Annotated in this window: 25 protein-coding genes and 1 pseudogene; 11 read left to right on the top strand and 15 right to left on the bottom strand. The window is 62.9% G+C overall.

Annotation, left to right across the window (positions count from 1 at the left end; genetic code table 11):
• The first annotated feature begins 303 nt into the window (after positions 1 to 303).
• The 3 genes from AC1VON_RS17285 to AC1VON_RS17275 are packed head-to-tail and all read left to right on the top strand — an operon-like array spanning position 304 to position 3,415.
• Entirely contained in the window at positions 304 to 2,376 is a 2,073-nt protein-coding gene (locus AC1VON_RS17285) for a TadE/TadG family type IV pilus assembly protein (protein ID WP_483124303.1), read from the top strand.
• 53 nt (positions 2,377 to 2,429) lie between these two features.
• The gene (locus tag AC1VON_RS17280; RefSeq protein WP_483124302.1) at positions 2,430 to 2,978 is read left to right on the top strand and encodes a TadE/TadG family type IV pilus assembly protein; all 549 of its coding nucleotides are present in this window, start codon (positions 2,430 to 2,432) and stop codon (positions 2,976 to 2,978) included.
• Entirely contained in the window at positions 2,975 to 3,415 is a 441-nt protein-coding gene (locus tag AC1VON_RS17275; RefSeq protein WP_140768207.1) for a TadE/TadG family type IV pilus assembly protein, read from the top strand. The genes AC1VON_RS17280 and AC1VON_RS17275 overlap by 4 nt, the downstream gene beginning before the upstream one ends.
• 65 nt (positions 3,416 to 3,480) lie before the next feature.
• Here AC1VON_RS17275 and AC1VON_RS17270 read toward each other — a convergent pair whose 3' ends face one another.
• The 9 genes from AC1VON_RS17270 to AC1VON_RS17230 all read right to left on the bottom strand — a co-directional run bounded on the left by AC1VON_RS17270 (position 3,481) and on the right by AC1VON_RS17230 (position 9,079).
• Positions 3,481 to 4,092: a LysE family translocator gene (locus AC1VON_RS17270; RefSeq protein ID WP_464611202.1), complete on the bottom strand. Its 612-nt coding sequence runs from the start codon at positions 4,090 to 4,092 to the stop codon at positions 3,481 to 3,483.
• 103 nt (positions 4,093 to 4,195) lie between these two features.
• Positions 4,196 to 4,576 carry a YkgJ family cysteine cluster protein gene (locus tag AC1VON_RS17265; protein WP_483124301.1) on the bottom strand — a complete coding sequence of 127 codons (381 nt, stop codon included), beginning with the start codon at positions 4,574 to 4,576 and terminating at the stop codon, positions 4,196 to 4,198.
• Between the two features lie 4 nt (positions 4,577 to 4,580).
• A complete protein-coding gene (locus AC1VON_RS17260; protein ID WP_172351069.1) occupies positions 4,581 to 4,745 on the bottom strand; it encodes a hypothetical protein in 165 nt (54 codons plus the stop codon).
• Position 4,746: 1 nt separating this feature from the next.
• Positions 4,747 to 5,154: a hypothetical protein gene (locus tag AC1VON_RS17255; RefSeq protein ID WP_172351070.1), complete on the bottom strand. Its 408-nt coding sequence runs from the start codon at positions 5,152 to 5,154 to the stop codon at positions 4,747 to 4,749.
• The gene (locus AC1VON_RS17250; RefSeq protein WP_483126341.1) at positions 5,154 to 5,378 is read right to left on the bottom strand and encodes a hypothetical protein; all 225 of its coding nucleotides are present in this window, start codon (positions 5,376 to 5,378) and stop codon (positions 5,154 to 5,156) included. Before AC1VON_RS17250 ends, AC1VON_RS17255 begins: the two co-directional genes overlap by 1 nt.
• Positions 5,379 to 5,728: 350 nt before the next feature.
• Positions 5,729 to 5,938 carry a cold-shock protein gene (locus tag AC1VON_RS17245; RefSeq protein WP_010915421.1) on the bottom strand — a complete coding sequence of 70 codons (210 nt, stop codon included), beginning with the start codon at positions 5,936 to 5,938 and terminating at the stop codon, positions 5,729 to 5,731.
• A 432-nt stretch (positions 5,939 to 6,370) separates the two neighbouring features.
• Complete coding sequence (locus tag AC1VON_RS17240; protein WP_483124300.1) at positions 6,371 to 6,694, bottom strand: YciI family protein; 324 nt, start codon at positions 6,692 to 6,694, stop codon at positions 6,371 to 6,373.
• A 54-nt stretch (positions 6,695 to 6,748) separates the two neighbouring features.
• Positions 6,749 to 7,417: a glutathione S-transferase family protein gene (locus tag AC1VON_RS17235; protein ID WP_483124299.1), complete on the bottom strand. Its 669-nt coding sequence runs from the start codon at positions 7,415 to 7,417 to the stop codon at positions 6,749 to 6,751.
• Between the two features lie 216 nt (positions 7,418 to 7,633).
• Entirely contained in the window at positions 7,634 to 9,079 is a 1,446-nt protein-coding gene (locus AC1VON_RS17230) for a patatin-like phospholipase family protein (RefSeq protein WP_172351074.1), read from the bottom strand.
• 167 nt (positions 9,080 to 9,246) lie between these two features.
• Here AC1VON_RS17230 and AC1VON_RS17225 point away from each other — a divergent pair, with 167 nt between their 5' ends.
• Positions 9,247 to 9,426: a CsbD family protein gene (locus AC1VON_RS17225; RefSeq protein WP_483124298.1), complete on the top strand. Its 180-nt coding sequence runs from the start codon at positions 9,247 to 9,249 to the stop codon at positions 9,424 to 9,426.
• A 48-nt stretch (positions 9,427 to 9,474) separates the two neighbouring features.
• On the opposite strand, the gene AC1VON_RS17220 is transcribed toward AC1VON_RS17225, so the two are convergent.
• On the bottom strand, positions 9,475 to 10,608 hold the full coding sequence (locus tag AC1VON_RS17220) for a metallophosphoesterase (protein WP_483124297.1): 1,134 nt from the start codon (positions 10,606 to 10,608) through the stop codon (positions 9,475 to 9,477).
• Positions 10,605 to 10,829: a hypothetical protein gene (locus AC1VON_RS17215; RefSeq protein ID WP_483124296.1), complete on the bottom strand. Its 225-nt coding sequence runs from the start codon at positions 10,827 to 10,829 to the stop codon at positions 10,605 to 10,607. Before AC1VON_RS17215 ends, AC1VON_RS17220 begins: the two co-directional genes overlap by 4 nt.
• Positions 10,830 to 10,890: 61 nt before the next feature.
• Between AC1VON_RS17215 and AC1VON_RS17210 the strand changes: the two genes are divergently transcribed.
• Positions 10,891 to 11,331: a hypothetical protein gene (locus tag AC1VON_RS17210; protein ID WP_483124295.1), complete on the top strand. Its 441-nt coding sequence runs from the start codon at positions 10,891 to 10,893 to the stop codon at positions 11,329 to 11,331.
• Positions 11,332 to 11,384: 53 nt separating this feature from the next.
• Here AC1VON_RS17210 and AC1VON_RS17205 read toward each other — a convergent pair whose 3' ends face one another.
• Positions 11,385 to 12,008 (bottom strand): TetR/AcrR family transcriptional regulator, encoded by a 624-nt coding sequence (locus AC1VON_RS17205; protein WP_483124294.1) that lies wholly within the window; start codon positions 12,006 to 12,008, stop codon positions 11,385 to 11,387.
• Between the two features lie 148 nt (positions 12,009 to 12,156).
• On the opposite strand from AC1VON_RS17205, the gene AC1VON_RS17200 reads away from it, so the two are divergent.
• On the top strand, positions 12,157 to 12,936 hold the full coding sequence (locus AC1VON_RS17200) for an NIPSNAP family protein (RefSeq protein ID WP_483124293.1): 780 nt from the start codon (positions 12,157 to 12,159) through the stop codon (positions 12,934 to 12,936).
• On the opposite strand, the gene AC1VON_RS17195 is transcribed toward AC1VON_RS17200, so the two are convergent.
• Together AC1VON_RS17195 and choX are read right to left on the bottom strand one after the other, a co-directional pair.
• Complete coding sequence (locus AC1VON_RS17195) at positions 12,933 to 13,769, bottom strand: alpha/beta fold hydrolase (RefSeq protein WP_483124292.1); 837 nt, start codon at positions 13,767 to 13,769, stop codon at positions 12,933 to 12,935. The genes AC1VON_RS17200 and AC1VON_RS17195 overlap by 4 nt on opposite strands.
• A pseudogene (gene choX / locus AC1VON_RS17190) lies at positions 13,766 to 14,705 on the bottom strand (choline ABC transporter substrate-binding protein). The gene AC1VON_RS17195 and the pseudogene choX overlap by 4 nt, the downstream one beginning before the upstream one ends.
• An 81-nt stretch (positions 14,706 to 14,786) precedes the next feature.
• Here choX and betI point away from each other — a divergent pair.
• Complete coding sequence (gene betI / locus AC1VON_RS17185; protein WP_172351081.1) at positions 14,787 to 15,425, top strand: choline-binding transcriptional repressor BetI; 639 nt, start codon at positions 14,787 to 14,789, stop codon at positions 15,423 to 15,425.
• Between the two features lie 54 nt (positions 15,426 to 15,479).
• Here betI and AC1VON_RS17180 read toward each other — a convergent pair whose 3' ends face one another.
• Positions 15,480 to 16,451: a glycosyl transferase family 90 gene (locus tag AC1VON_RS17180; RefSeq protein WP_483124291.1), complete on the bottom strand. Its 972-nt coding sequence runs from the start codon at positions 16,449 to 16,451 to the stop codon at positions 15,480 to 15,482.
• A gap of 186 nt (positions 16,452 to 16,637) precedes the next feature.
• On the opposite strand from AC1VON_RS17180, the gene AC1VON_RS17175 reads away from it, so the two are divergent.
• The 4 genes from AC1VON_RS17175 to AC1VON_RS17160 all read left to right on the top strand — a co-directional run bounded on the left by AC1VON_RS17175 (position 16,638) and on the right by AC1VON_RS17160 (position 20,114).
• Positions 16,638 to 17,411 carry an SDR family NAD(P)-dependent oxidoreductase gene (locus AC1VON_RS17175; protein WP_483124290.1) on the top strand — a complete coding sequence of 258 codons (774 nt, stop codon included), beginning with the start codon at positions 16,638 to 16,640 and terminating at the stop codon, positions 17,409 to 17,411.
• A gap of 128 nt (positions 17,412 to 17,539) precedes the next feature.
• Positions 17,540 to 18,937 carry a class II fumarate hydratase gene (fumC, locus tag AC1VON_RS17170; RefSeq protein ID WP_172351084.1) on the top strand — a complete coding sequence of 466 codons (1,398 nt, stop codon included), beginning with the start codon at positions 17,540 to 17,542 and terminating at the stop codon, positions 18,935 to 18,937.
• Positions 18,938 to 19,113: 176 nt separating this feature from the next.
• Entirely contained in the window at positions 19,114 to 19,536 is a 423-nt protein-coding gene (locus AC1VON_RS17165) for a DoxX family protein (protein ID WP_172351085.1), read from the top strand.
• 155 nt (positions 19,537 to 19,691) lie between these two features.
• On the top strand, positions 19,692 to 20,114 hold the full coding sequence (locus AC1VON_RS17160; RefSeq protein WP_172351086.1) for a DoxX family protein: 423 nt from the start codon (positions 19,692 to 19,694) through the stop codon (positions 20,112 to 20,114).
• The last annotated feature ends 2 nt before the right edge of the window (positions 20,115 to 20,116 follow it).

Raw genomic sequence — 20,116 nt, 5'->3', positions numbered from 1 at the left:
CGGGCGACGACAAATACGGGGAAGCGGGCCGGCGAAGGCGTGCCGCTCCCCGCACCGGGCGTGCGACACAACAATTCGTGGCATGGCGCGACGGCGGAGATGTGCCGCCTTGCGCGAGCGCCCCTGCCATCAAGGAGAACGGCTGACTATTCCTCGGTCATTTTCGTAAACAAAATCATATACTTAAATCAATTCTCCGTGATCCAGAAAAAACTGTCAGACAATATTTTTTAACACATTCGCGATTACTAAAGAGGGAGAGCAGACGAAATTGCTCGAGCGTGTGGTGTCGGGTAATCATCGATGCAATTTTTCCAGCGATTTTTGCGGAACCGCGACGGCAACATCCTGATCATCTCGGCACTGGTGATGCCGGTCCTGATCGGCATGGCCGCCCTGGTAACCGAATATGGCGCCGCGCTGGTCCAGCAGGCCGACAATCAGCGCGTTGCCGACCTTTCGGCCTATGCTGGCGCGCTCGCCTACAATGCCAACAAGTCCACCGACCAGATGACTGCCACAGCTGTCGGCGTCGCGGTGCTTAACGGCGTCACCGCCGCCAATGTCCAGGTCAGCCTGGTTGCCTCCCCCAAGACAACCGGCGTCAAGGCCGTTTCGGTTTCGATCAACACTTACAGGACCCTGTTCCTGGCACGCGTCCTGAACGATCGCCAGCAGTTGCAGATCTACGCCAATTCGGTGGCCGAGGTTGGCGCGCAACCACAGACCCCCGGATGCATGCTCGCGCTCGACGGTACGCAGACCGGCGTGACGCTGAGCGGCGGCACCTCGATCTCGGCGCCGAAATGCACCGTCTCTTCCAACAACACCGTGACCGTCCCTTGCGGCACCAGCATTTCGGCGATCGGCGTCAACTACAATTCCGCCGCGGCTCCAAGCCAGCCCTGCAACGGCATCACCGGCCCAAACGGAGCGGCTGCGGTGATCACCAAGAAATCGACCCCTGACCCGTTGGCCGGCAATGCCGCGGTCGCCGCCGCCGTGGCCCGCATTTCAACCGTGGCCGCATTGTCGGCGACGACCGCCCCTTCCGCTCCAACCAATACGACCGGCACCAACATCGACTTCGCGTGGGACCAGACCGCGACAATGAACGCAGCTGTGGCCGCTGGCTGTACCGCGTCCTGGTCGCAGCCGACCTGGACGTTCAGCTGTGGCAACAAGACGACCGTCAATCTGGGGACCGTCACTATTGGCGGCGGCATCAACCTGAATTTCGCCCTGAACGGCGCGGCAACGACCACCTACAATTTCGCCGGGGATTTCACCACCAGCGCCACGACGAGTTTCGGTCCCGGAATCTACAATTTCGCCAAGTCCCTGACGACGGCGGGAACGACCACTTTCAAGGCCGGTACCTATAAGTTCGGCAAGCAGGTGACCACCGCCGGAACTACCACCTTCGGCGCCGGCACTTTCAACTTCACCAAAGGCTTGACCACCGGCGGCGGCGCCACAACGACGTTCGGAGCCGGCACCTTCAAGATCGGCCGCAGCGACACCGCCTGCAGCGGCTCGGGGCAGGTCAGCATCTGCAATACCTCCACCTTGACCTTTGGCGGACCGAGCGTTTTCGAGCTGCCCGGCGGCTATACCAACACCGGCGGCTCGACACTCACCTTCGGCTCGGGCACGACCAATTCCTACAAGATCGGCCCCGGCAGCAACGGCGATGCCATCACGATCGGCGGCGGGTCCACGACCATCATGGCCGATGCGACCGGCGCGAGCAGCGTCTTCCAGGTCGTCGGCAATGTGAATGGCGGCGGCGGCGGCAGCTGCTTTGTCGTCAGCGCCGCGGCACAGCACGACATCTCAGGCAACTTCATCGGCTCGGGCGCCATCCTGCTCGGCGCCGGCGTCTATACCGTGGACGGCTATTTCGCGCTTGGCGGCAATGGCGGCGGCAGCGCCAACTGCAACGGCAGCACGATCAGCGTCAGCGGTGCCAATGTGACGCTTGTGCTGTCAGGCAAGGCCAAGTCCAGTTCGGGAAGTTGCAACGGCTATGTCTTCTGCGTCGCCGCCGGCTACAGCAACATCGTGCTCACCGCACCGCAATCGGGAGCAACGGCGAAGCTGGCGGTTATCGGTCCGACGGCGACCACAAACACCGGCGGCGCGACATTCGCCGAAGGCGGCTCCAACGCCCAGATATCAGGTGCATTCTACTTTCCCTATGGCCCGATCGTGATGAATGGCGGCTCGAGCGTGCTGGGATCGAAAACCGACTCGACCAAGTGCCTGCAGATGATCGGCTCGCGCATCACGCTATCGGGCGGCACCGCGGCCGCTTCGGAATGCATCGCCGCCCCGAGCACCGGCGCCAGCAGCAAGGTGAGCCTCGTGCAATGAGAAATCCGTCACGCCTCGGCCTCGGCCTGCCCGCCGGCAGGGCTCGTTCATTCATGGACTTCCTTCGTCGTCAGAAAGCAGGCGTGTCGGCGGTCGAGTTCGCGCTCGTCACTCCGGTGCTGCTCGTCATCCTCGCCGGAACCGTCGACATAGGCGGCTCGCTGAAGGCCAAGTTCGAACTGAGCTCGGCGGTCTCGGCCGGTTCGAACTATGCGCTGCTCAATGGCGACAAGGTCAACTCCTCCGGCGGCAGCGCACTGGCCGGCAACATCGCCACGGTGGTGACGAGCGGCCTGAGCGGCAATGCCGGCAACATTCAGGTCGTCATCAACAACGGCCCGACGATTGCGTATGACGCCAGCACGTCCAAGGCGACCCAGAGCGGCACGGCAGCGAATGCGGACCTCTGCTACTGCCCGGGCAATTCCGGGACCGTCGCCTGGAGCGTCCCGGTCGCATGCGCCAGCATCTGCAGTGCCGGCGGGATCGCCGGAAAATTCGTGACGATCGCGGCCAGCAAGCCCTACACGCCGCTTTTCGGCGGCTTTGGCATCGTCACCAACGGCAATATCACCGTCAACTCGGTGGTGCAGCCGCAATGAGCCGTTGCCGGTCGTTCCTGCGCGACAGATCCGGCGCCAATGCCGTCGAGTTCGCGCTGCTGTCGGTGCCGTTGCTGATGGTGTTGATGGGCACGTTCGAGTTCGGTCGCATGTACTGGGCGCAGCACGTGCTGAATGAAATCGCCGCCGCGGGGGCGCGTTGCGTCGGCGTGCTGCAGAGCGGATGCACACAGAACGGCGCCTACAACGCCGCCAGCGCCATCAGCTATATCAGCAACAGGGCGGCAACCGACGGCATCGTCCTGAGCACGACCAACATCACCGTCAGCAACAACACCACCTGCTCGGGCCTGTCCGGCTTTTCGAGCGTCCAGGTCTCCTACACGTTCGCGACCGTGCTGCCGGCCTTCCTGACTTCGCTGGCGAATGGCCCCAACCTCAGCGCCAAGGCTTGCTTCCCAAATCAGGGTGCCTGATGCAGTTCGCCCATAAGCGATCTCGGTTTTGAGAGAGCGACACGCATCGAAACAAGGGCGTGGAGCTACCGATCGGCAAGTGCCAGCTTGGCGCCGAGCATGACAAAGGCGCCCGCGAACGTCCTGCGCATCCATGTCAGCACCATCGGCCGCGACACGACATGACTGCGGATCGAGGCGGCGAAGATGCCGTAGCCGACGAAAACCACGAAGGTCAAAAGCATGAAGACGGAGCTGAGTTCCAGCATCTTCGACAGCGCATTGGGCTCGGTGGTGCTGACGAATTGCGGCAGGAAGGCGAAGAAGAAGATCGACAGTTTCGGATTGAGCACGTTGACGAGGATGCCGGTGGCGATCACCTTGCCGGCCGAGCGCGGCGCGACATTGTCCTCGACGCTGAGGCCGCCCTTCTCCTTCAGCGTGTTCCAGGCCATGTAGATGAGATAGGCTACGCCGATATATTTCAACGTCTCGAAAGCAACCGCGCTGGTGTGCAGCAGTGCCGCAAGCCCGGTGATGGCGGCCGCCATGTGCGGGATGATGCCCAGCGTGCAGCCAAAGGCCGCAATGATCGAGGCTCGCGCGCCGCGCGAAAGTCCGGCGCTCAGCGTGTAGAGAACGCCCGTGCCGGGCGAAGCCACGACGATCAGCGACGTCAACAGGAATTCGATGCTCACGATGGTTCCTCCACGGCCCTGCCCGGCCAGGAAGGTACCGGGCCAGCGGGCGCCGCACAAGCGGAGGCGATTTGCGCAATCCCCATTCGGGTGAGATCGGTAGCTACACCGGCAATCCGATCGCCCGGCGCGCCATCAGGCATTCCGAGTCGCCGGGCATGCAGGCGCGACAGACATCCGGACGCAATTCGTAGATGCCGCATGCGGTCAACTTGCCGATTTCGCCCGACAAGGCCGAACAGCGCACGCCCTCGCAGCGCATGCCCGACAGGTCGGCCGCTACGTATTTCTCAGGGATGCGGTCGAGCTGCGCGTCATCCTCGGTCGAGAAGCGCGGCCATTCGGCTGAATAGGAACAACACGCGCCACAGCTCTGACAGTCGAAGGCAGAAGCGGTGTCGCGTTGCGGCGACGAAAGGCTTGCAGCAGGAACCAGGGCGAGCAGCCCTGGCGTGGCAGAATTGCGATCGGCGTCCTGCGGCAAGGCGCTATTTCTTCTTGCCTGTCTTGCGCGCCGGCGCTTCAACGGGCGACTTGAACAGATCGGTCGCGGCGTCGGCAGCTTCGCCGGCCTTCGCGGCAACTGGCTTGGCCGGCTTTGCAGCGGGAGCCGGCGTTGCCGGCTGATCCTTGGCGGAGAATTTAATGGCCATGTCAGTCCTCGTCGGCGAAACGCGATGATGGTGCGCGCGGATTGCGCAAGCGGCCGATCAGCGCCGAAACCGCCGTGATGTTCATTTCCTCGGGCGACCAGTTCCTGGCTTCCGCGATGTGATGCGGCGCCAGTTCGCGATGCGTGCTGCCGCTATAGGCGGCATCCTGGTAGGTCACCTGCTCCTGGGTCTTTTTGTCCTCGCGGACATATTCGATCAGGTAGTTCGGGGCTTCGGCACGGCCGCGCACGCCAACGCGCACCTGGGCATCGCCGTGGGCGCGCTTGCAGCGTTCGAGTTTTTCCAGCACGCGCCGGACGTATTCGACCGGCTTGTCCAGGGTTTCGACCATGTCGGCAATGGTCGCATCGGCGGCGATCGGCGTCGGGGGTACGCGCTTGGTGGCCATCAGCGTTTTCCGGCTCGTTTCGGCTGCACCGCGAGTGCCGCCGCCGCCGCCATCTCGTCGGCTTCCTTTTCCAGTCGCAGCTCGCGCAAACGGGCGGTCTTGGCTTCACGCGCCTCGCTTACGGCATCGCGCTCGGACATGATGCGGTTGAGCGACATTGACTGGGTTTGCGTCCTGCTGAACAGCGACACCGCGGGATCGGCGGCCTTCGAATGGGCGGTCAAAATCTTTCTCCTGTCAGGAGCCTGGTGCCGATAGGACGAGACCGGCTCTTCGGTCAGGACCTTGCACGAAGCAACACGGCATTGGGGCAGCGGATTCAAATTGCTGAGGCGTTCCTTAGCACGTTCAGCCCGACGCGCAGCGCATTTTCGGCGGCAACAAGCGTAAAATGAAAAAGGCCAGGCACCGCCTGACCTCCCTAGGAGCACCGGACATCCAGATGGATGCACAGGAACACTCCTTCCATGCGCATGATGTGCCTTGGAAACTCAGGTTTCCAGGCCATGCGCCCGAATTCGCCCTTCACCGGTGCCAGTACATCCGTGGTCACCGGGAGGGCTGAATTCTTTCTTCAGGCCGCCTTCAACTGGTCGGCGGACATCTTGCCCGACTTGTTGTCGCGGACCATCTCGTAGCCGAGCTTCTGGCCCTCGACGATGTCGCGCATGCCGGCGCGCTCTACGGCCGAGATGTGGACGAAAACGTCGGCCGAGCCGTCGTCAGGCTGAATAAAACCAAAACCTTTGGTGGCGTTGAACCATTTAACTGTGCCGGTGCTCATAAACGAACCCTTTCCATGGCAAATATTCGTTAATCGCGGTGCGAATGCACAACGATTTTTGTCTCGATTTTTGATGGGGAAGTTCGTCAAAGACGCGCATGCATGCGCGGATAACAAAAGTCAGTCAAACAAATATCGACATGTTTCTTGTAGGCTTCTTTTATCACCGAGTCAATTTCTGGTTTTCCATCGACCTGAATTCAACCTAGAATTGCTCAGGCATGAGACCTCAACTGGCGAGGCGGCCGAAAGACAAGGTCCCCACAAAAACGCGCGACGCCCGGAACCAACCCCATGCCGACGCATTTCAACGGTGTCAGCAATTTAGAGAGCAATCTCGGAAAGCTGACAAAAGGACGCCTCCCGCACGACAATCGGTGCGAGAGGCGTTCTTGCATGTGCCAGGAGGCCGAAGCCGGGCCGCGAGCCTTGCTATATAATGGCGCTGATCAGCGGCAGGATCTCGTAGTGGAAACCGCGGCCGGAACGCGACACCGGATCGTCATCGATCACGGCCCTCGCCTCGGCTTCGCTCCCGACACGCAGGACCAGTAGGCCCCAGGGACCGGCCGGGTCGGCGACCGGCCCAGCCACGATCATGGTACCCTCGCGAAGCTTGCGACGCAGGTAGTCGGCATGCCGCCCCATCAGTTCCCTTTCTTCCTCGGTCATGGTGAAGGCGAAATCCGGTCGAGGCGGGATCAGCCGGCAGTGAAAGATCAATGGCACCGTGGGCGGTCCGTCGTTGCTGGCCATCGATCCTTCTCCAAAACCCCGTCAATCGACCATCGGTGTTCCGCCTCGATTGACCTATTCGTCCGGTCCCGGCTCCGGCCAGGGCTCCTTTGCCGCTTCCGCGTACCAGTGCCACATCGCCGGCGTAGCCAGCACGGCGTCGACATAGGCCCTGGTGTCGGGCGCGAGTTCGCCGCCATAGGTGTCGAAGCGGGTGACGACCGGCGCGTACATGGCATCGGCCGCGGTGAAATGGCCGAACAGGAAGGGGCCGTCCTTGCCGTATTTTTCGCGACACGCGCGCCAGATGGCCTCGATGCGAGCACGCTGCACTTCCCCTTCGGCGTCGAGCGGCTTGTGGCCCTTGGGCCGGCGTAGATTCATCGGCCAGCCATAGCGGACCTCGCGAAAGCCGGAATGCATTTCGGTGGCCACCGAGCGGGCCAAGGCACGGGCGCCGACATCATCGGGCCAGAGCCCTCTGTCCGGAAACAGGTCGGCAAGATATTCAAGAATGGCAAGGGTTTCCCAGACGATCCTGCCCCCGCCCTGCAACGGCTTATGATCCAAGACGGGGACCAGTCCGGTCGGCGACACCTTGGCAAGATTGGCAAAGGTCTCGGGCGTCCGCAGGCGCACGAAGCTCTCCTCGAACGGGATCTCCAGATGCTTCATCGCCAGCCATGGCCTGAGCGACCAAGAGGAGAAGCATTTGTTGCCGATGTAGAGCGTGAATTCAGCCAAGGCGATTTCCCCAAATTTTCGTCACACTAGAGCAATCCCACGAAAGGTGTGTAGCGGTTTTCCCGGGAAAAGCGCGAGCGCTTTCCCTTGGGGGTTGCATCCAAACAAAGAGTTGGAGCAGTTCGACGTTTCCGTGAAACGATGAACTGCTCCAGCCACGCGGCGCAATGGCAGCCAAGCGTTTCGGCCGCTTTGCTGCGTTCACCCGTGATGAATTCAGTTTGCCTGTGCAGCCAATTGCGCCCCCGGCGAAACACCGGCGCGGGCGCGGATCGCGGCGACCGCGCTGGCAATATCGGCATTGACGCGCAGCGCCTCACGTCCGGCTTCTATGGTGAGGTCGACCTGCTCGACCGGCAGCTTCAGCCGGGTCGGTATGGCGTTGAGCCTAATTTGCACCGCCGGATCGAGATCGGCGAAAGACAGGTGCTGCACCACGAGCCGGACGTCGCGGCAATTCCAGCCGCCCGTCGAGCCTCGATAGGCGGCCACCGTCGGGGCCGGCAAAGCGCAGCGGTAGCGCACCAACTCCTGCTTCCACTGCGAGACGGCCAGGGTCAGGGCATCGAATTCGTCACGCACCGAGGAAGAAAGCGTGGTGCTGGTCACGGCGTCGAGCAATTCCGAGGCCTTTGGCCCATGGAGTGTTTTCGCCCAACTCACATCCCTGTTGCTGCCCGCATCGGCGACGATGAAGATCAGCGTCGTCAGGCGAACGGCTGCCGAAGGCGACAGCGGCCCGTAGGGCGTGCCGGCGGCCGAGCGCTCAAGCGAAAAGCCGGTTACGCCGATATTGTCGGTCAAACCGCCGTCGAGCAGCTTCACATAATCGAGCGGATCGGCGTTCTGGTAGGAATCGAGCGCGCTGGCGTAGGCCTTCAGCCTAAGCGAGGCGTTGCGGTCGGCAAGCGCCCGGCTCAGCCACAATGGCTTGCGGTAGCCGCAATCCGGCTTGGTCGCGGCGACCACGATCGGGGCGAAGACGATGGGCACGGCGGCGGAGGCGGCAACCGCATCGGCCAGCCGCACCTTGTCAAGGTCGCTGCACAGGGCCGCGAAGGTGTCGTAGGTGAACATGAACGGCGTACGGTTGTAGATATCCGACGCGTTGACCCAGACGATCGGGCGGTCCGGCCTGCGGAATGCCTCGAAAGTCGCGCCGTCGAAAAGATGGTCGTTCAGCCATTTGGCGAAGCCGCTGCGGTCATTGACGCCGCCATAATAGGCGCGCACGAGATTGAGCGGCGACACCGACGTCCTGAGATCGGCTTCCGCGTCCTGGATCAGGAAGCGCTGGCGAAAATCCTGGTAGCCGTCCTTGCCCTTGTAGCCGAAATAGGCCGCCGCGATGGCGCCGCCAGACGCTCCGGAAATCATCCTGATGTCGTCGACCAGCGTGCGGCGGTACGGTCGCTCGTCGATGACGATGTCGTCCAGGGCCTGCAGCACGCCATAGGAGAAGGCTGCCGCCCTGGTGCCCCCGCCTGAAAAGGCGAGGCCGACCACGGTCGAACCATCGTCGCCCGGATCGGGGATGAAGGTCGGTGAAGGGTGTCCTGCTTCGGATGTCAGGACGTTGATCGGTCCGACATCGTCGGCGATGCAACCTGCCGTCAGCAGGGAGACAGCGACCGCCAAGGCAAGGCGAGACAGAAAACGCATAGAACTCCCCCGGCGGGCCGTAGGCTGATCCCGCGCAGAACCTAGCCGCATTGCCTCGGCAGAGGCAACCAGTTGTCTGGGGGCACCCTTCAGGCCTGCGGAACGTAAGCAAGGCTGGCCCGTTTGCCTATCGCGAGTGAAAATCCCGAAATCCCAGGAGATGCGAAATGGTGAACAAGGATCAGGTCGCCGGCGTGGCCAAGCAGGTCAAGGGCTCGATCAAGCAAGCAGCCGGCAAGGCCACCGGCAACCGGCAGACCCAGGCCGAAGGCATGGCCGACAAGGTCGCGGGCAAGGTGCAGAAGGCCTATGGCGATGTGAAGGACAAGGTCAGGAAGGCGTTCTGATTCCGCATCAGGAAGATCGGAAAAGGCGGCTGCCCGATGCCGCCTTTTTCATGTGCTCCAGCCCTTGCTGAAAGCGTTGGTGAAAGCGATCTCGCCGTGGTCGTCGGTCGCCTCGCCCAGCACCACGTCCATGCCATCGCTGGTTACCCTGGCCAGAGCGAACCCTCCCATATAGGCAGCCTTCGGCTTGAACAGGTCCAGCCCGTCGCGACGGTAGATCAGCGAGGTTTCGTGCTGATGACCGTGGAAGATGGCAATGACATTGTAACCCTTCAGCGCCACCACCAGCGCCTGCCTGTCGGCCTCGCCCCACCAGTGCGGCGCACCGGCGCCGTCATCGTCATAGGTCCGCTTGGAGGGATCCCACCGCTCCGTCGAAAATGTGTCCCAGCCATAATGCTGGAACAGGATGACGGGACGGCCATCCGCCGCATAGGTCGCCAGATCCTGCTTGAGCCATGGCAGGCTGCTATCGGCGCCATGGCCGGTATCGCCGGCGAAGCGATGTGTCTGGACGAGATGCAGGCCGCCCCAATCCCATGAATAGCAGTCGGTCTCGACATCGTAGTCGGTGGCCGGCACGGGCGGCTTGAAGAACACGCCGGCACGATGGTTGACTTCAACATAGTCACGCAGTTCGCGTCGGTACCAGTCGACATGGTGCGGCGGGCCGTTCTGGTCGAGATCGTGGTTGCCGAGCCCGACATAGACCGGCATGTGGACGCGATCCGGGCCGACGCCTTGGCTGTAGCGCTGGCTGAATTGAAGCAGCTGCGTACCCTCGCTCGGCTGGGTGATCTGGCCGCCGCCATCGTCGGTGATGTCACCGCCGATGACAAGGCCGAGCGGCATGCCGATCCGGCGGCCCGCTGAACGCAAGCGGGTGGCGACACCGTTGATCTCGGCCGGCCAGTCCTTGTCGCCGATGGCATTCAGTGCAGCGACGTTGCGCAGCAGCGCGGCGTCGGTCTTGCCTTCCTGCTGGCAGTTGGGGCTCAGGCCGCTTGCCATGCGACAGGCATGGACATCGGCGATGAACAGGAAGGTGGCGTCGATGGGCTGGATGCGCTGCCCAGTCTGGCCGAACGCCGGACGTGAAAGCGCGCCAGCCGCGGCAAAACCGGCGGCCTGGACCAGAAAGCCGCGTCGTGAAAGCAAAACAGGGGAATGGCGATTCATCATGCCGGAATTTCAGCACAAGCGATGTCCGTCCGTCCAGTTTCGGCAATATCGCCACTGCCTTGACCATCGACATCGCAATCAACGTCTGCCACTTCTACCTGCGCTTGTATTTTCAAGAACGGGGGCGTCATGAAGAGCGCGCTTGTCGGCATGGCATTGGCGGTTCTGCTGCCTGCAAGTGTTGCGTTTGCCGGTCCATGCGTCGATGCGAAATCGGCCAAGAATGGCTTCATTCTGGCGAGGCCTGGTATCCAAAGCGAATTTCGGCCAGTGGCGGGCGGGATGATTTCCGTCGCCAATACTTACGAGTTGCAATCACCGCAGAAGCAGTTCCTGTTTGCCGGCCTGATCGAGGTTTTTCGCGACAGCGCCACCGGCCGGGTGGCAATGATCCCGTTTTCCGACCTGCGAAAACTGTTTCCGCTGAAGACGGGAGCCAAGAGCACGATCGAGTTCGTCGAGCTGTCGCCTGACAAGCAGCCGAAGGCCACCAGGACGCTGACCCTGGTCGTCAAGGGCAAGGAAACCTTCAGCCTGGGCGACTGTAAGTACAACGTTCTGGCGATCAAGGAGACCTTCAAGAACGGGAGTGGCGAGACGCTCGATGCGTTCACCGCGCTCTACTCACCCGACCTGCAAGCCGCTCTTGCCCGGCGCTATGATGAAGGGACCAGTGCGGAATTGGTCAACGGCTACGAGACGATCAAACCGCTGGCCGAATAGGGACCGGGCTGCCCGCGTTTATCGCGGCACCGGCCGCGAAGCGACAACTTGCCTTAGATGGTGCCATGCCGCCGCAGCACCCTGCGACGTCGCCTCTCGCCCCGAGACGGTGCGACTTGGGAGGCGCCGCGCTCCAAAGCCGCGAGGCAGTCGCGCAACGGGCCGGCGTCCTGCGCCGTCTTGGCCATCGACATGGCGCCGGAATAGGTGGCGATGGCAAGTGCGGCAAAATGCTGGGGATCGGTACCTTGCTCCCTGCCCTCCTGCTGGTCGGCACCGACCTTGTCGGCGATCGCCTGGCGCCATGCCGCAAAGATGCCGGCAAGGGCAGCGCGCAGATCGGGATCGGCAAGCGACAGTTCATGCGCCAGATTGTTGAGCGGGCAGCCGCGCACGAAACCCTGCTGGTCCAGTTCCGCCGCCACGGCCTCGAACACGGTCCGCACCCCGTCGCGCGCCGAAGCCGCCGTCTTGACCGGCGCGATCCATGTCTGCTCGACCGCCGCCGCCACGCGCTCCTCGATCACAGCCAGGGCAAGCGCCTTTTTGGTCGGGAAATGGTGATGCAACGCGCCGCCGCTGACCCCTGCCGCCGCCATCAGGTCGCCCAGGCTGGAAGCGTGATAGCCGCGTGCCTGAAACGCGACCTCGGCCACATCGAGAACTTTCCTGCGCATCCCCTCTGGGTCGTTGACGCGTTTTCCAGGCCGTACGCCCGATCGGGTGGTCATCTCTGCTGACATTACCGGACAATAGCATGTTGACAAAACAGGACAACCGGTCTGTTTATAAACAGGACGATCACCCTGTTTCTGGAGACTCCCGATGAATCCGCGCCTCGAACTTCCCATGAAGGTGCTCGCCTCGCCCGTCGTCGAGTTGAGGCAATACACATTGAAGCCAGGGCAGCGTGAAACGCTGATTGCCCTTTTCGACCGGGAGTTCATCGAGAGCCAGGAGGCGACTGGCATGGTCATCATCGGCCAGTTTCGCGACCTGGACCGTGCCGACATGTTCGTCTGGCTGCGCGGTTTCGAAAGCATGGACACCCGCAAGGAGGCCCTGGCCACCTTTTATGGCGGGCCGGTCTGGGCCGCGCACCGTGACGTGGCCAATGCGACGATGATCGATTCCGACGACGTGTTGCTGCTGAAGCCGGCATGGCCGGGCGCCGGGTTCGACCTCTCGGGCACGCAGCGCGCCGCCTGGGCCACGGGCGAAAAGCCAATTCAAAACAAACCGCTGGCTGGCATTGTTGTCATCCGGATTCATCATCTGCGGCCAGGCGTGGAGACCGACTTCGCCAGTCGCTTCAAGGCCGAGGCGGTACCCATGATGAACGCCTCCGGCGTCCGCCTCCTCGCCGCTTTTACCACGGAGCATGCCGAAAACAGCTTCCCGCGCCTGCCCGTGCGGGCGAGCGAAAACGTCTTTATTTCCGTTACCGGCTTCGACGCCGAGGCGCATGCCCGCCATGAAGCCGTCCTGGCCGCGTCGCCGAACTGGCGGGCCTTTTGGCAGGCAGCTGAGCTCGACCTGACCAAGCCAACGGAGACTTTGCGGCTGTCGCCTACTTCGCGATCGTTGGTCGGGCTGAGCCTCTAGGCTCCCAATGCCTCGATGATGGCCCCGGCGACGAAGGCCGGATCCTCCCAATGCGGGTTGTGGCCACACGTTTCGGCACGCACGAGTCTCGCCCCCGCCAGGCTGCGCAACAGCGCCTCCTGGTGCGCCTTGCCGAACAGCGGGTCGCACGCGCCGGCGATGATCAGCGTTGGGGTCCGCACGGCCTGTGCCCCACTGGTCAGGTCGGCCGGGCATATCTCTTCCAGAATGGCGCGCCAGCGCGCCACGGGCATCGCCGATGCGTCTTTCGCCAGGCCGGCTAAAAACGGCTGGGGCACATCGGGCCGGCAGGCATGCCACCAGTCATAGAACGGGTCGGCTGGCGATATCGGGTCACATAGGGCCTGGACACCCGTAACGAGTGGATGGTCGTGTGCGAAATCGGGCTTCAGCGTGCCTGCCATGAGCACTAGCCCCCCTAGGAGCTCGGCGTATCGTGCAGCCAGAGCGATGGCCACCATGGCGCCCAGCGAATGGCCAACGACAACAGGCCGATCGAGTTGGAGATGCCGGATCAGCCCGGCAATATCATCGGCGAAGTCGGTAATGCCGCAACCCTTGCCCGCTGGCGACGCACCGTGGCCGCGCAGGTCGGGCATGATCAGCCGGCGGCCGGCCAGGTGCGGCGCCAGCAGCGAAAAGCTGCGGCTGGTGTCGGTGAAGCCATGCACCAGAACCAGCGCCGGCTCGGCGCCCGATATCTCGACATAGGCGATCTCGAGGCCGCCGGGATTGACGAATTGCTTGCGGTCGGCCCAGCCGTCCTGCTCCGCCCAGGCATCAGAGACCGCTTCCAGCGCGATCGCCGTCACAGCCCGAGCTTCTCCTTGACCGCGGCAAGGCCGGGCTTGCCGTCGAAGGTGGTGACGCCGGCGAGCCAGGTGTCGAGGCGGTCCTTGTTCAGCGTGATCGCCTTCAGTGCGCCGTCCTCCGGCTTCATGCCGTCATTGATCAGGTAGCCCATGCCGACATTCTCGAAATCGATGTCGAAGGCGAGATTTTTCAGGAACTGCGCGACGTTGGGACATTGCTGCAGATAGCCCTTGCGCACCTGCGTCGTCACCGTCGCGGCACCGAAATTCGGGCCAAAGAACTTGTCACCACCAGTCAGATATTTGAAATCGTACATGGTGTTCATCGGATGCGGAGCCCAGCCCTGAAAGACGATGAACTGCTTCTCCTTGATCTCATAGCCGACCTCCGAGAGCATGCCCGCTTCGCTCGAACTCGACCACGTGCCAGCCGTCAAGGCCGAAGGCCGGATCGGCAATGGCGTCCATCATCAATTGATTGGATCCGGGTTCGATGCCGTACATTTTCTTGCCGAACTTGTCGGCGAATTTGTGCAGGTCGGAAACATCCTTGACCCCGGCCTCCCAGACATAAGTCGGTACGGCGAAGGTGTATTTGGCGCCGACGAGATTGACGCGGACATTCTCGATCGAGCCGTCCTTCTTGTAGGGCTCGTAATAGGTGACCATCGCGGGATCCCAGTAACCCAGGAACAGGTCGAGATCCCTGTTTTTCATGCCCTCGTAGATGACGTTGATGCCGAGCACTTCGCTCTGCGACTGATAGCCGAGCGCTTGCAGCAGGACGTTGGCCACCCCTGTGGTGAAGGCGAGATCGTTCCAGCCAGGCTCGGCCATGCGAACCGTCTTGCACTCTTCTGCCTCTGCTGCCCGGGCCGCGTGAGACGCCAGCACCAAAGCGGCAAGGCACACGCCATTTGCAAGGATGCGCAACATTCCGGTTCTCCTCTTGTCCTCAATTGACCAACTGGTCTTTTTATTGTCCCGCTGGTCAATAGTTGATCTAGACGGACGAAGATGTCAACGTGGATTCGCAATGCCTGGATCGAACCCGTGAAACTCAAGCGTCTCGGTGACATACGCCGCAAAGAGTTGCGGCAAGCCGCTTTCGCGGTGCTGGAGCGCGAAGGCATTGCCGGCGCGACCCTGGAAAAGGTTGCCGCCCATGCCGGCGCCTCCAAGGGCATCGTGCTGCACTATTTCCGCAACAAGCAGGAATTGTTCGAACATGCGATGCGGGAAGCCAACGCCGTGCTGCGCGACGCTGTGGTCGCCCGGCTTCGCCAGGCGCGCACGCCAAGGGAACGCCTCGATGCGGTGATCGATGGCAATTTCGAGGAGCATCTGTTCCAGCCATCGCTTTGCCATGCCTGGCTTTCGCTCTGCGCCGAGGTGCCGCGCGACGAAAAGCTGGCGCGTATCCAGAAGGTGCTTCACGCGCGCATGCGCTCGAACCTGTTGTCCGGTCTGCACGGCCTCACCTCGCCCAAAATTGCCGACGACATCGCGCTTGGCGTCACCGCGCTGATCGACGGGCTTTGGTTGCGGCTCGGCCTGGAGCCGGGCAGCGTGTCGCGCGAACAGGCTATCCGCCAGGTCAAGGATTTCGTCGCCGCGCGGCTGGCCATGCACCAGCCTGCGACCGTCAGCGCATAGGCCGGCCCGGCCTCTGGGCAGGCCGGAATTCCATGCCAAGCGAAGGGCGCGCCGTCAGGGCGGCCAGCCGGTCGCGCGCTTGCGCCGCTCAAGGCCGGATTTCAGATTGCCGCCGGCGGCGGCGTGATCCTTCAGAAGCCTCGCCCATGCCGCCACCGCTGCCGCCCGTGTCAGGCGGGTCCTGGCGAAATCCTGCGCCTCCGCGGCTATCTCGGCCTCCAGTTTCGGATTGGCGCGCAGCCATTCTATGCGTTCGGCCAGATCGGACAGGTCGCGCGCCACCGGGACATAGTGGCGAAACGGTTCGATATCGTCGAAGAACCACTCGCGCCACGGCCGATCCTGCAACAGCACGACCCGTTTGGTGTGGAGCAGCATCTTGAAGCGGCCACTGTAGCCCGCGCCCTCGACATCGATCATGTACCTGTAGGTAGCGACCTGGTCTTCCATTGTCTTGAAGGTCGCGGAATACCGATTGATGCTGGTGTTGTAGTTCGGCTCGGTGTCGTAGGCCTCAAGCAGATCCGGCCGCGCCTTTGCAATCTCGACTATCGCATGGCGAGCATGGTTCATGCAGCGTCCCGCCCAGAACAATCTGTCATCGCGCGGCGGCTCTTCCGAGGCGGCAGCCATCGCCCGCGTCTTCTGGTCGTAATCGTCGAACTTCGCGTCCGGCCAGCCATCGAAAACGAAATCAGGCGCGGCCACCTCGCCATAGCCGTCGGCTTGGGAGAAGGCAAAGCGTGTGCGGAAATAACGATGCCTTCTGCGCGACGGCGTATCGCCGAGCAGCATATAGAAGGGCGGCAGGCTTTGGACGCCCAGGGACGCCAATGCCTCGGCGATCAAGGTCAGGACCTGCACGTGCCGCTCAAGCCAGGCAGCGCGGGAGCGCACCTTGAGCGTCCCGCCTTCGAAACGGCAGTGTATCTCGCCGCGATTGAGCCCAGGCAGAAAGCGCCTGCCAACCTCGACGACGTCGACAGCCACGGGAAGCGCTTTCGGTCGGTTCTTGAGTGGTGCCATTTTCAAAAGACGCTCGTCGCGGCCCGTTTCAATCAACGCGGCTATCCCGTTGGCGCGGCGGATGCAAGGGGCAGACAATCCCGGCATCGGCACCTGACGAAGTTCATACCGTGGGATAGGCCCGCGGCTTGACCCGGGCCGCGACCATGCGGTGCTCTGGCCTGACCCAAAACTTCGGAGCACCAAATGAGGCTTCAAGACAAGCGTGCCCTGGTGACCGGCGGCTCGGACGGAATCGGCCTGGCAATCGCCGAAGCGTTCCTGCGCGAGGGCGCCGATGTCCTGATCGTCGGCCGCGACGCCGACAAGCTCGAAGCCGCGCGCGACAAACTGGCCGCGGCCGGCCCAGGCGGAACCGTGGAGACATTGTCGGCCGACCTTGCCACAAGCCCCGGTATCGCAGCGGTTGCCGAACACGTGAAAGCTTCCGGCCGGCCGCTCGACGTTCTCGTCAACAATGCCGGTGTGGCCTATCTCATGCCATTCGAGACCGTCAGCGAGGCGCAATTCCAGCACTCCTTCGCGCTCAATGTGACAGCCGCGTTCTTCCTCACCCAGGGACTGTTGCGGCATTTCGGTGCTGGCGCCTCCGTCATCAACATCTCCTCCTATTTCGCCAACAAGATGATCCCGAAGCGGCCGTCCAGCCTCTACTCCCTGTCCAAGGGCGCGTTGAACTCGCTGACCAAATCGCTTGCCTTCGAGCTCGGCCCGCGCGGCATCCGCGTCAACGCCATCGCGCCCGGCACGGTCGACACAGCCATGCGCCGCAAGACCATCGACAACCTGCCAGCCGCGGCAAAGGCGGAACTGGCTGCCTATGTCGAACGCAGCTATCCGCTGGGCCGCATCGGCCGGCCCGAGGACCTTGCCGGGATGGCGGTATATCTCGCCAGCGACGAGGCTGGGTGGACCAGCGGTGGGGTCTTCCCGGTGGATGGAGGCTATACGGCGGGATGAGGCCACACGGAGAAAGGAGAAGCGCCCATCTTCAACCGATTTGCATTCGCACCACCCGCAATCTCCGCTTGAAGGCCATTGTGCAACGCGATACGCCGTTGCCCAAATCGACAGACCGGAGACTTGCCGTGAGCACGCCAAAGACCAGAACCGAAACCGATACGTTCGGCCCCATCGAGGTTGCAGCCGACCGCTATTGGGGCGCACAGGCGCAGCGCTCCCTGGGGAATTTCAAGATCGGCTGGGAAAAGCAGCCGGCTTCGATCGTGCGCGCGCTCGGCATCGTCAAGCGGGCCGCGGCGGAAGCCAACATGGAGCTGAAGCGGCTTGATCCGGCGATCGGCAAGGCGATCATCGCGGCCGCGCAAGAGGTCATCGACGGCAAGCTCAACGACCATTTCCCGCTGGTGGTCTGGCAGACCGGCTCCGGCACCCAGTCCAACATGAACGCCAACGAGGTGATCTCCAACCGGGCGATCGAGATGCTTGGCGGCGTGATGGGGTCGAAGAAGCCAGTGCATCCCAACGACCACGTCAATATGAGCCAGTCTTCGAACGACACCTATCCGACGGCCATGCACATTGCCTGCGCCGAGCGCATCGTGCACGATTTGCTGCCAGCGCTGAAGCACCTGCACAAGGCGCTGGACGCCAAGGCCAAGGCCTTCAATCACATCATCAAGATCGGCCGCACGCACACGCAGGATGCCACTCCCCTCACCCTCGGCCAGGAATTTTCCGGCTATGCGGCGCAGGTCGCCTCCTCGATCAAGCGCATCGAAATGACGCTGCCCGGCCTGCAGGAACTGGCGCAGGGCGGCACCGCCGTCGGCACCGGCCTGAATGCGCCTGTCGGCTTCGCCGAGCGGGTGGCTGATCGCATCGCCGCCATCACCGGCATCGCCTTCGTCACCGCGCCGAACAAGTTCGAGGCGCTTGCCGCCCACGATTCCATGGTGTTCTCGCACGGCGCCATCAACGCGGCTGCCGCCGCACTGTTCAAGATCGCCAACGACATCCGCTTCCTCGGTTCCGGCCCACGCTCTGGGCTTGGCGAATTGTCGCTGCCGGAGAACGAGCCTGGCTCTTCGATCATGCCCGGCAAGGTCAACCCGACGCAGTGCGAAGCGATGACACAGGTCTGCGTGCAGGTGTTCGGCAACAACGCCGCGGTGACCTTCGCCGGCAGCCAGGGCCATTTCGAGCTCAATGTCTACAATCCGCTGATGGCCTACAACTTCCTGCAGTCGGTACAGCTCCTCGCCGACGCGTCGGTCTCCTTCACCGACAATTGCGTCGTCGGCATCGAGGCCCGCGAGGACAACATCAAGGCGGCCCTCGACCGCTCGCTGATGCTGGTGACGGCGCTGGCCCCGACCATCGGCTACGACAACGCCGCCAAGATCGCCAAGACGGCGCACAAGAAGGGCACCACGCTGCGCGAGGAAGCGCTGGCCACCGGCCTGGTCAGCGAGGCTGACTATGACCGGCTGGTGCGGCCGGAGGACATGACGCATCCGGGATAAGGTGTTTTCGGCGGGAGAATTTACTCCCGTCGCCGCGCCGTTCGACACGAATTTCACGCCTACTGCCCGATCACGGGAATGTATAGGCTGTGAACAATGTGTCGCCGGATAGGCGGCTTTGGTGAACAGTCGGCATCGTCTATCTCTGGGTCATTCAACCCATTCGGAGAGCCACCATGTCCATCAACACTTCAGCCGCCGGCGCCGGCGCCGCGTCCAACAGCTCTGTCACCATCCTCCTTGGCCGCATCCTGCTCGCGGTTATTTTCCTGCTTTCCGGTTTCGGCAAGCTCACCGCCATCTCCGGCACAGCGGCCTATTTCGGCGGCCTCGGCTTGCCGGCGCCAACGGCAACGGCCGTCATCGTCGGTCTGATCGAACTGCTTGGCGGCCTCGCCGTACTGGTCGGCTTCCAGACCAGGATCGCTGCCTGGGTTCTCGCTGTCTTCACCGTCGCCACCGGTTTGGTCGCGCACACCGGCTGGGCCGACCAGATGCAGATGATCCAGTTTCTCAAGAACCTCGCCATCACCGGTGGCTTCCTGCTGCTGGCTTCATCAGGCGCCGGCGCCTACTCCATCGACGCCAAGCGCGGCTAATCCTCCTTTCCTTACATGAAAGAAGCGGCGCGGAATTTTCCGCGCCGCTTTTTCGTTGTCTGGAATAACCAGTTCGGTTTCGGCTCTAGCCTCGCAGGCGTAAACTGCGCGGTGGCCGGCTCGAGCCCAATCGGGCGCCGGCAAGGGAGGTGGCCATGACCCGCAACGCATTGCTTCTGGTTTCGCGACTGCTGTTTGCCGTGCTGTTCGTACCGTCCGGCTTCCAGGCCCTCGCCAACATTGCCGGCACGACCAGTTATTTCGCCGGCCTCGGCCTGCCGCTGCCTCCCCTTGCCGCCTGGGGCACGGGCCTGTTCGAGCTGATCGCCGGATTGCTGGTCCTCGTCGGCTTCCAGACGCGGATCGTGGCGCTGCTGCTGGCGGCCTTCTGCGTCGTTGCCGGCTTCATCGGCCATTACGGCCAGGGCGCTGACGATGCGACGCTCGCCTTCCTGCACCAGCAGATGCTGATGAAGGACATTGCGATCGCGGGTGGCTTCCTGGCGCTGGCCATGGCCGGTGCCGGAGCCTGGTCGGCCGACGGACGCAGTTTCGGCATCGGTGCGGACGCGACCTGAGC

The organism is Mesorhizobium sp. HAY1-8B (assembly GCF_056868045.1).
Note: the sequence above shows the minus strand (reverse complement) of the source record. Positions and strands in the feature narration are given on the sequence as shown.

What these genes read in the sequence shown, in the direction of transcription:
- AC1VON_RS17285 (WP_483124303.1), top strand. Translation starts at nt 304, where the DNA reads ATGCAATTTTTCCAGCGATTTTTGCGGAACCGCGACGGCAACATCCTG.
- AC1VON_RS17280 (WP_483124302.1), top strand. Translation starts at nt 2,430, where the DNA reads ATGGACTTCCTTCGTCGTCAGAAAGCAGGCGTGTCGGCGGTCGAGTTC.
- AC1VON_RS17275 (WP_140768207.1), top strand. Translation starts at nt 2,975, where the DNA reads ATGAGCCGTTGCCGGTCGTTCCTGCGCGACAGATCCGGCGCCAATGCC.
- AC1VON_RS17260 (WP_172351069.1), bottom strand. Translation starts at nt 4,745, where the DNA reads ATGGCCATTAAATTCTCCGCCAAGGATCAGCCGGCAACGCCGGCTCCC.
- AC1VON_RS17255 (WP_172351070.1), bottom strand. Translation starts at nt 5,154, where the DNA reads ATGGCCACCAAGCGCGTACCCCCGACGCCGATCGCCGCCGATGCGACC.
- AC1VON_RS17245 (WP_010915421.1), bottom strand. Translation starts at nt 5,938, where the DNA reads ATGAGCACCGGCACAGTTAAATGGTTCAACGCCACCAAAGGTTTTGGT.
- AC1VON_RS17240 (WP_483124300.1), bottom strand. Translation starts at nt 6,694, where the DNA reads ATGGCCAGCAACGACGGACCGCCCACGGTGCCATTGATCTTTCACTGC.
- AC1VON_RS17230 (WP_172351074.1), bottom strand. Translation starts at nt 9,079, where the DNA reads ATGCGTTTTCTGTCTCGCCTTGCCTTGGCGGTCGCTGTCTCCCTGCTG.
- AC1VON_RS17225 (WP_483124298.1), top strand. Translation starts at nt 9,247, where the DNA reads ATGGTGAACAAGGATCAGGTCGCCGGCGTGGCCAAGCAGGTCAAGGGC.
- AC1VON_RS17220 (WP_483124297.1), bottom strand. Translation starts at nt 10,608, where the DNA reads ATGATGAATCGCCATTCCCCTGTTTTGCTTTCACGACGCGGCTTTCTG.
- AC1VON_RS17210 (WP_483124295.1), top strand. Translation starts at nt 10,891, where the DNA reads ATGATTTCCGTCGCCAATACTTACGAGTTGCAATCACCGCAGAAGCAG.
- AC1VON_RS17205 (WP_483124294.1), bottom strand. Translation starts at nt 12,008, where the DNA reads ATGCGCAGGAAAGTTCTCGATGTGGCCGAGGTCGCGTTTCAGGCACGC.
- AC1VON_RS17200 (WP_483124293.1), top strand. Translation starts at nt 12,157, where the DNA reads ATGAATCCGCGCCTCGAACTTCCCATGAAGGTGCTCGCCTCGCCCGTC.
- betI (WP_172351081.1), top strand. Translation starts at nt 14,787, where the DNA reads ATGTCAACGTGGATTCGCAATGCCTGGATCGAACCCGTGAAACTCAAG.
- AC1VON_RS17180 (WP_483124291.1), bottom strand. Translation starts at nt 16,451, where the DNA reads ATGGCACCACTCAAGAACCGACCGAAAGCGCTTCCCGTGGCTGTCGAC.
- AC1VON_RS17175 (WP_483124290.1), top strand. Translation starts at nt 16,638, where the DNA reads ATGAGGCTTCAAGACAAGCGTGCCCTGGTGACCGGCGGCTCGGACGGA.
- AC1VON_RS17165 (WP_172351085.1), top strand. Translation starts at nt 19,114, where the DNA reads ATGTCCATCAACACTTCAGCCGCCGGCGCCGGCGCCGCGTCCAACAGC.
- AC1VON_RS17160 (WP_172351086.1), top strand. Translation starts at nt 19,692, where the DNA reads ATGACCCGCAACGCATTGCTTCTGGTTTCGCGACTGCTGTTTGCCGTG.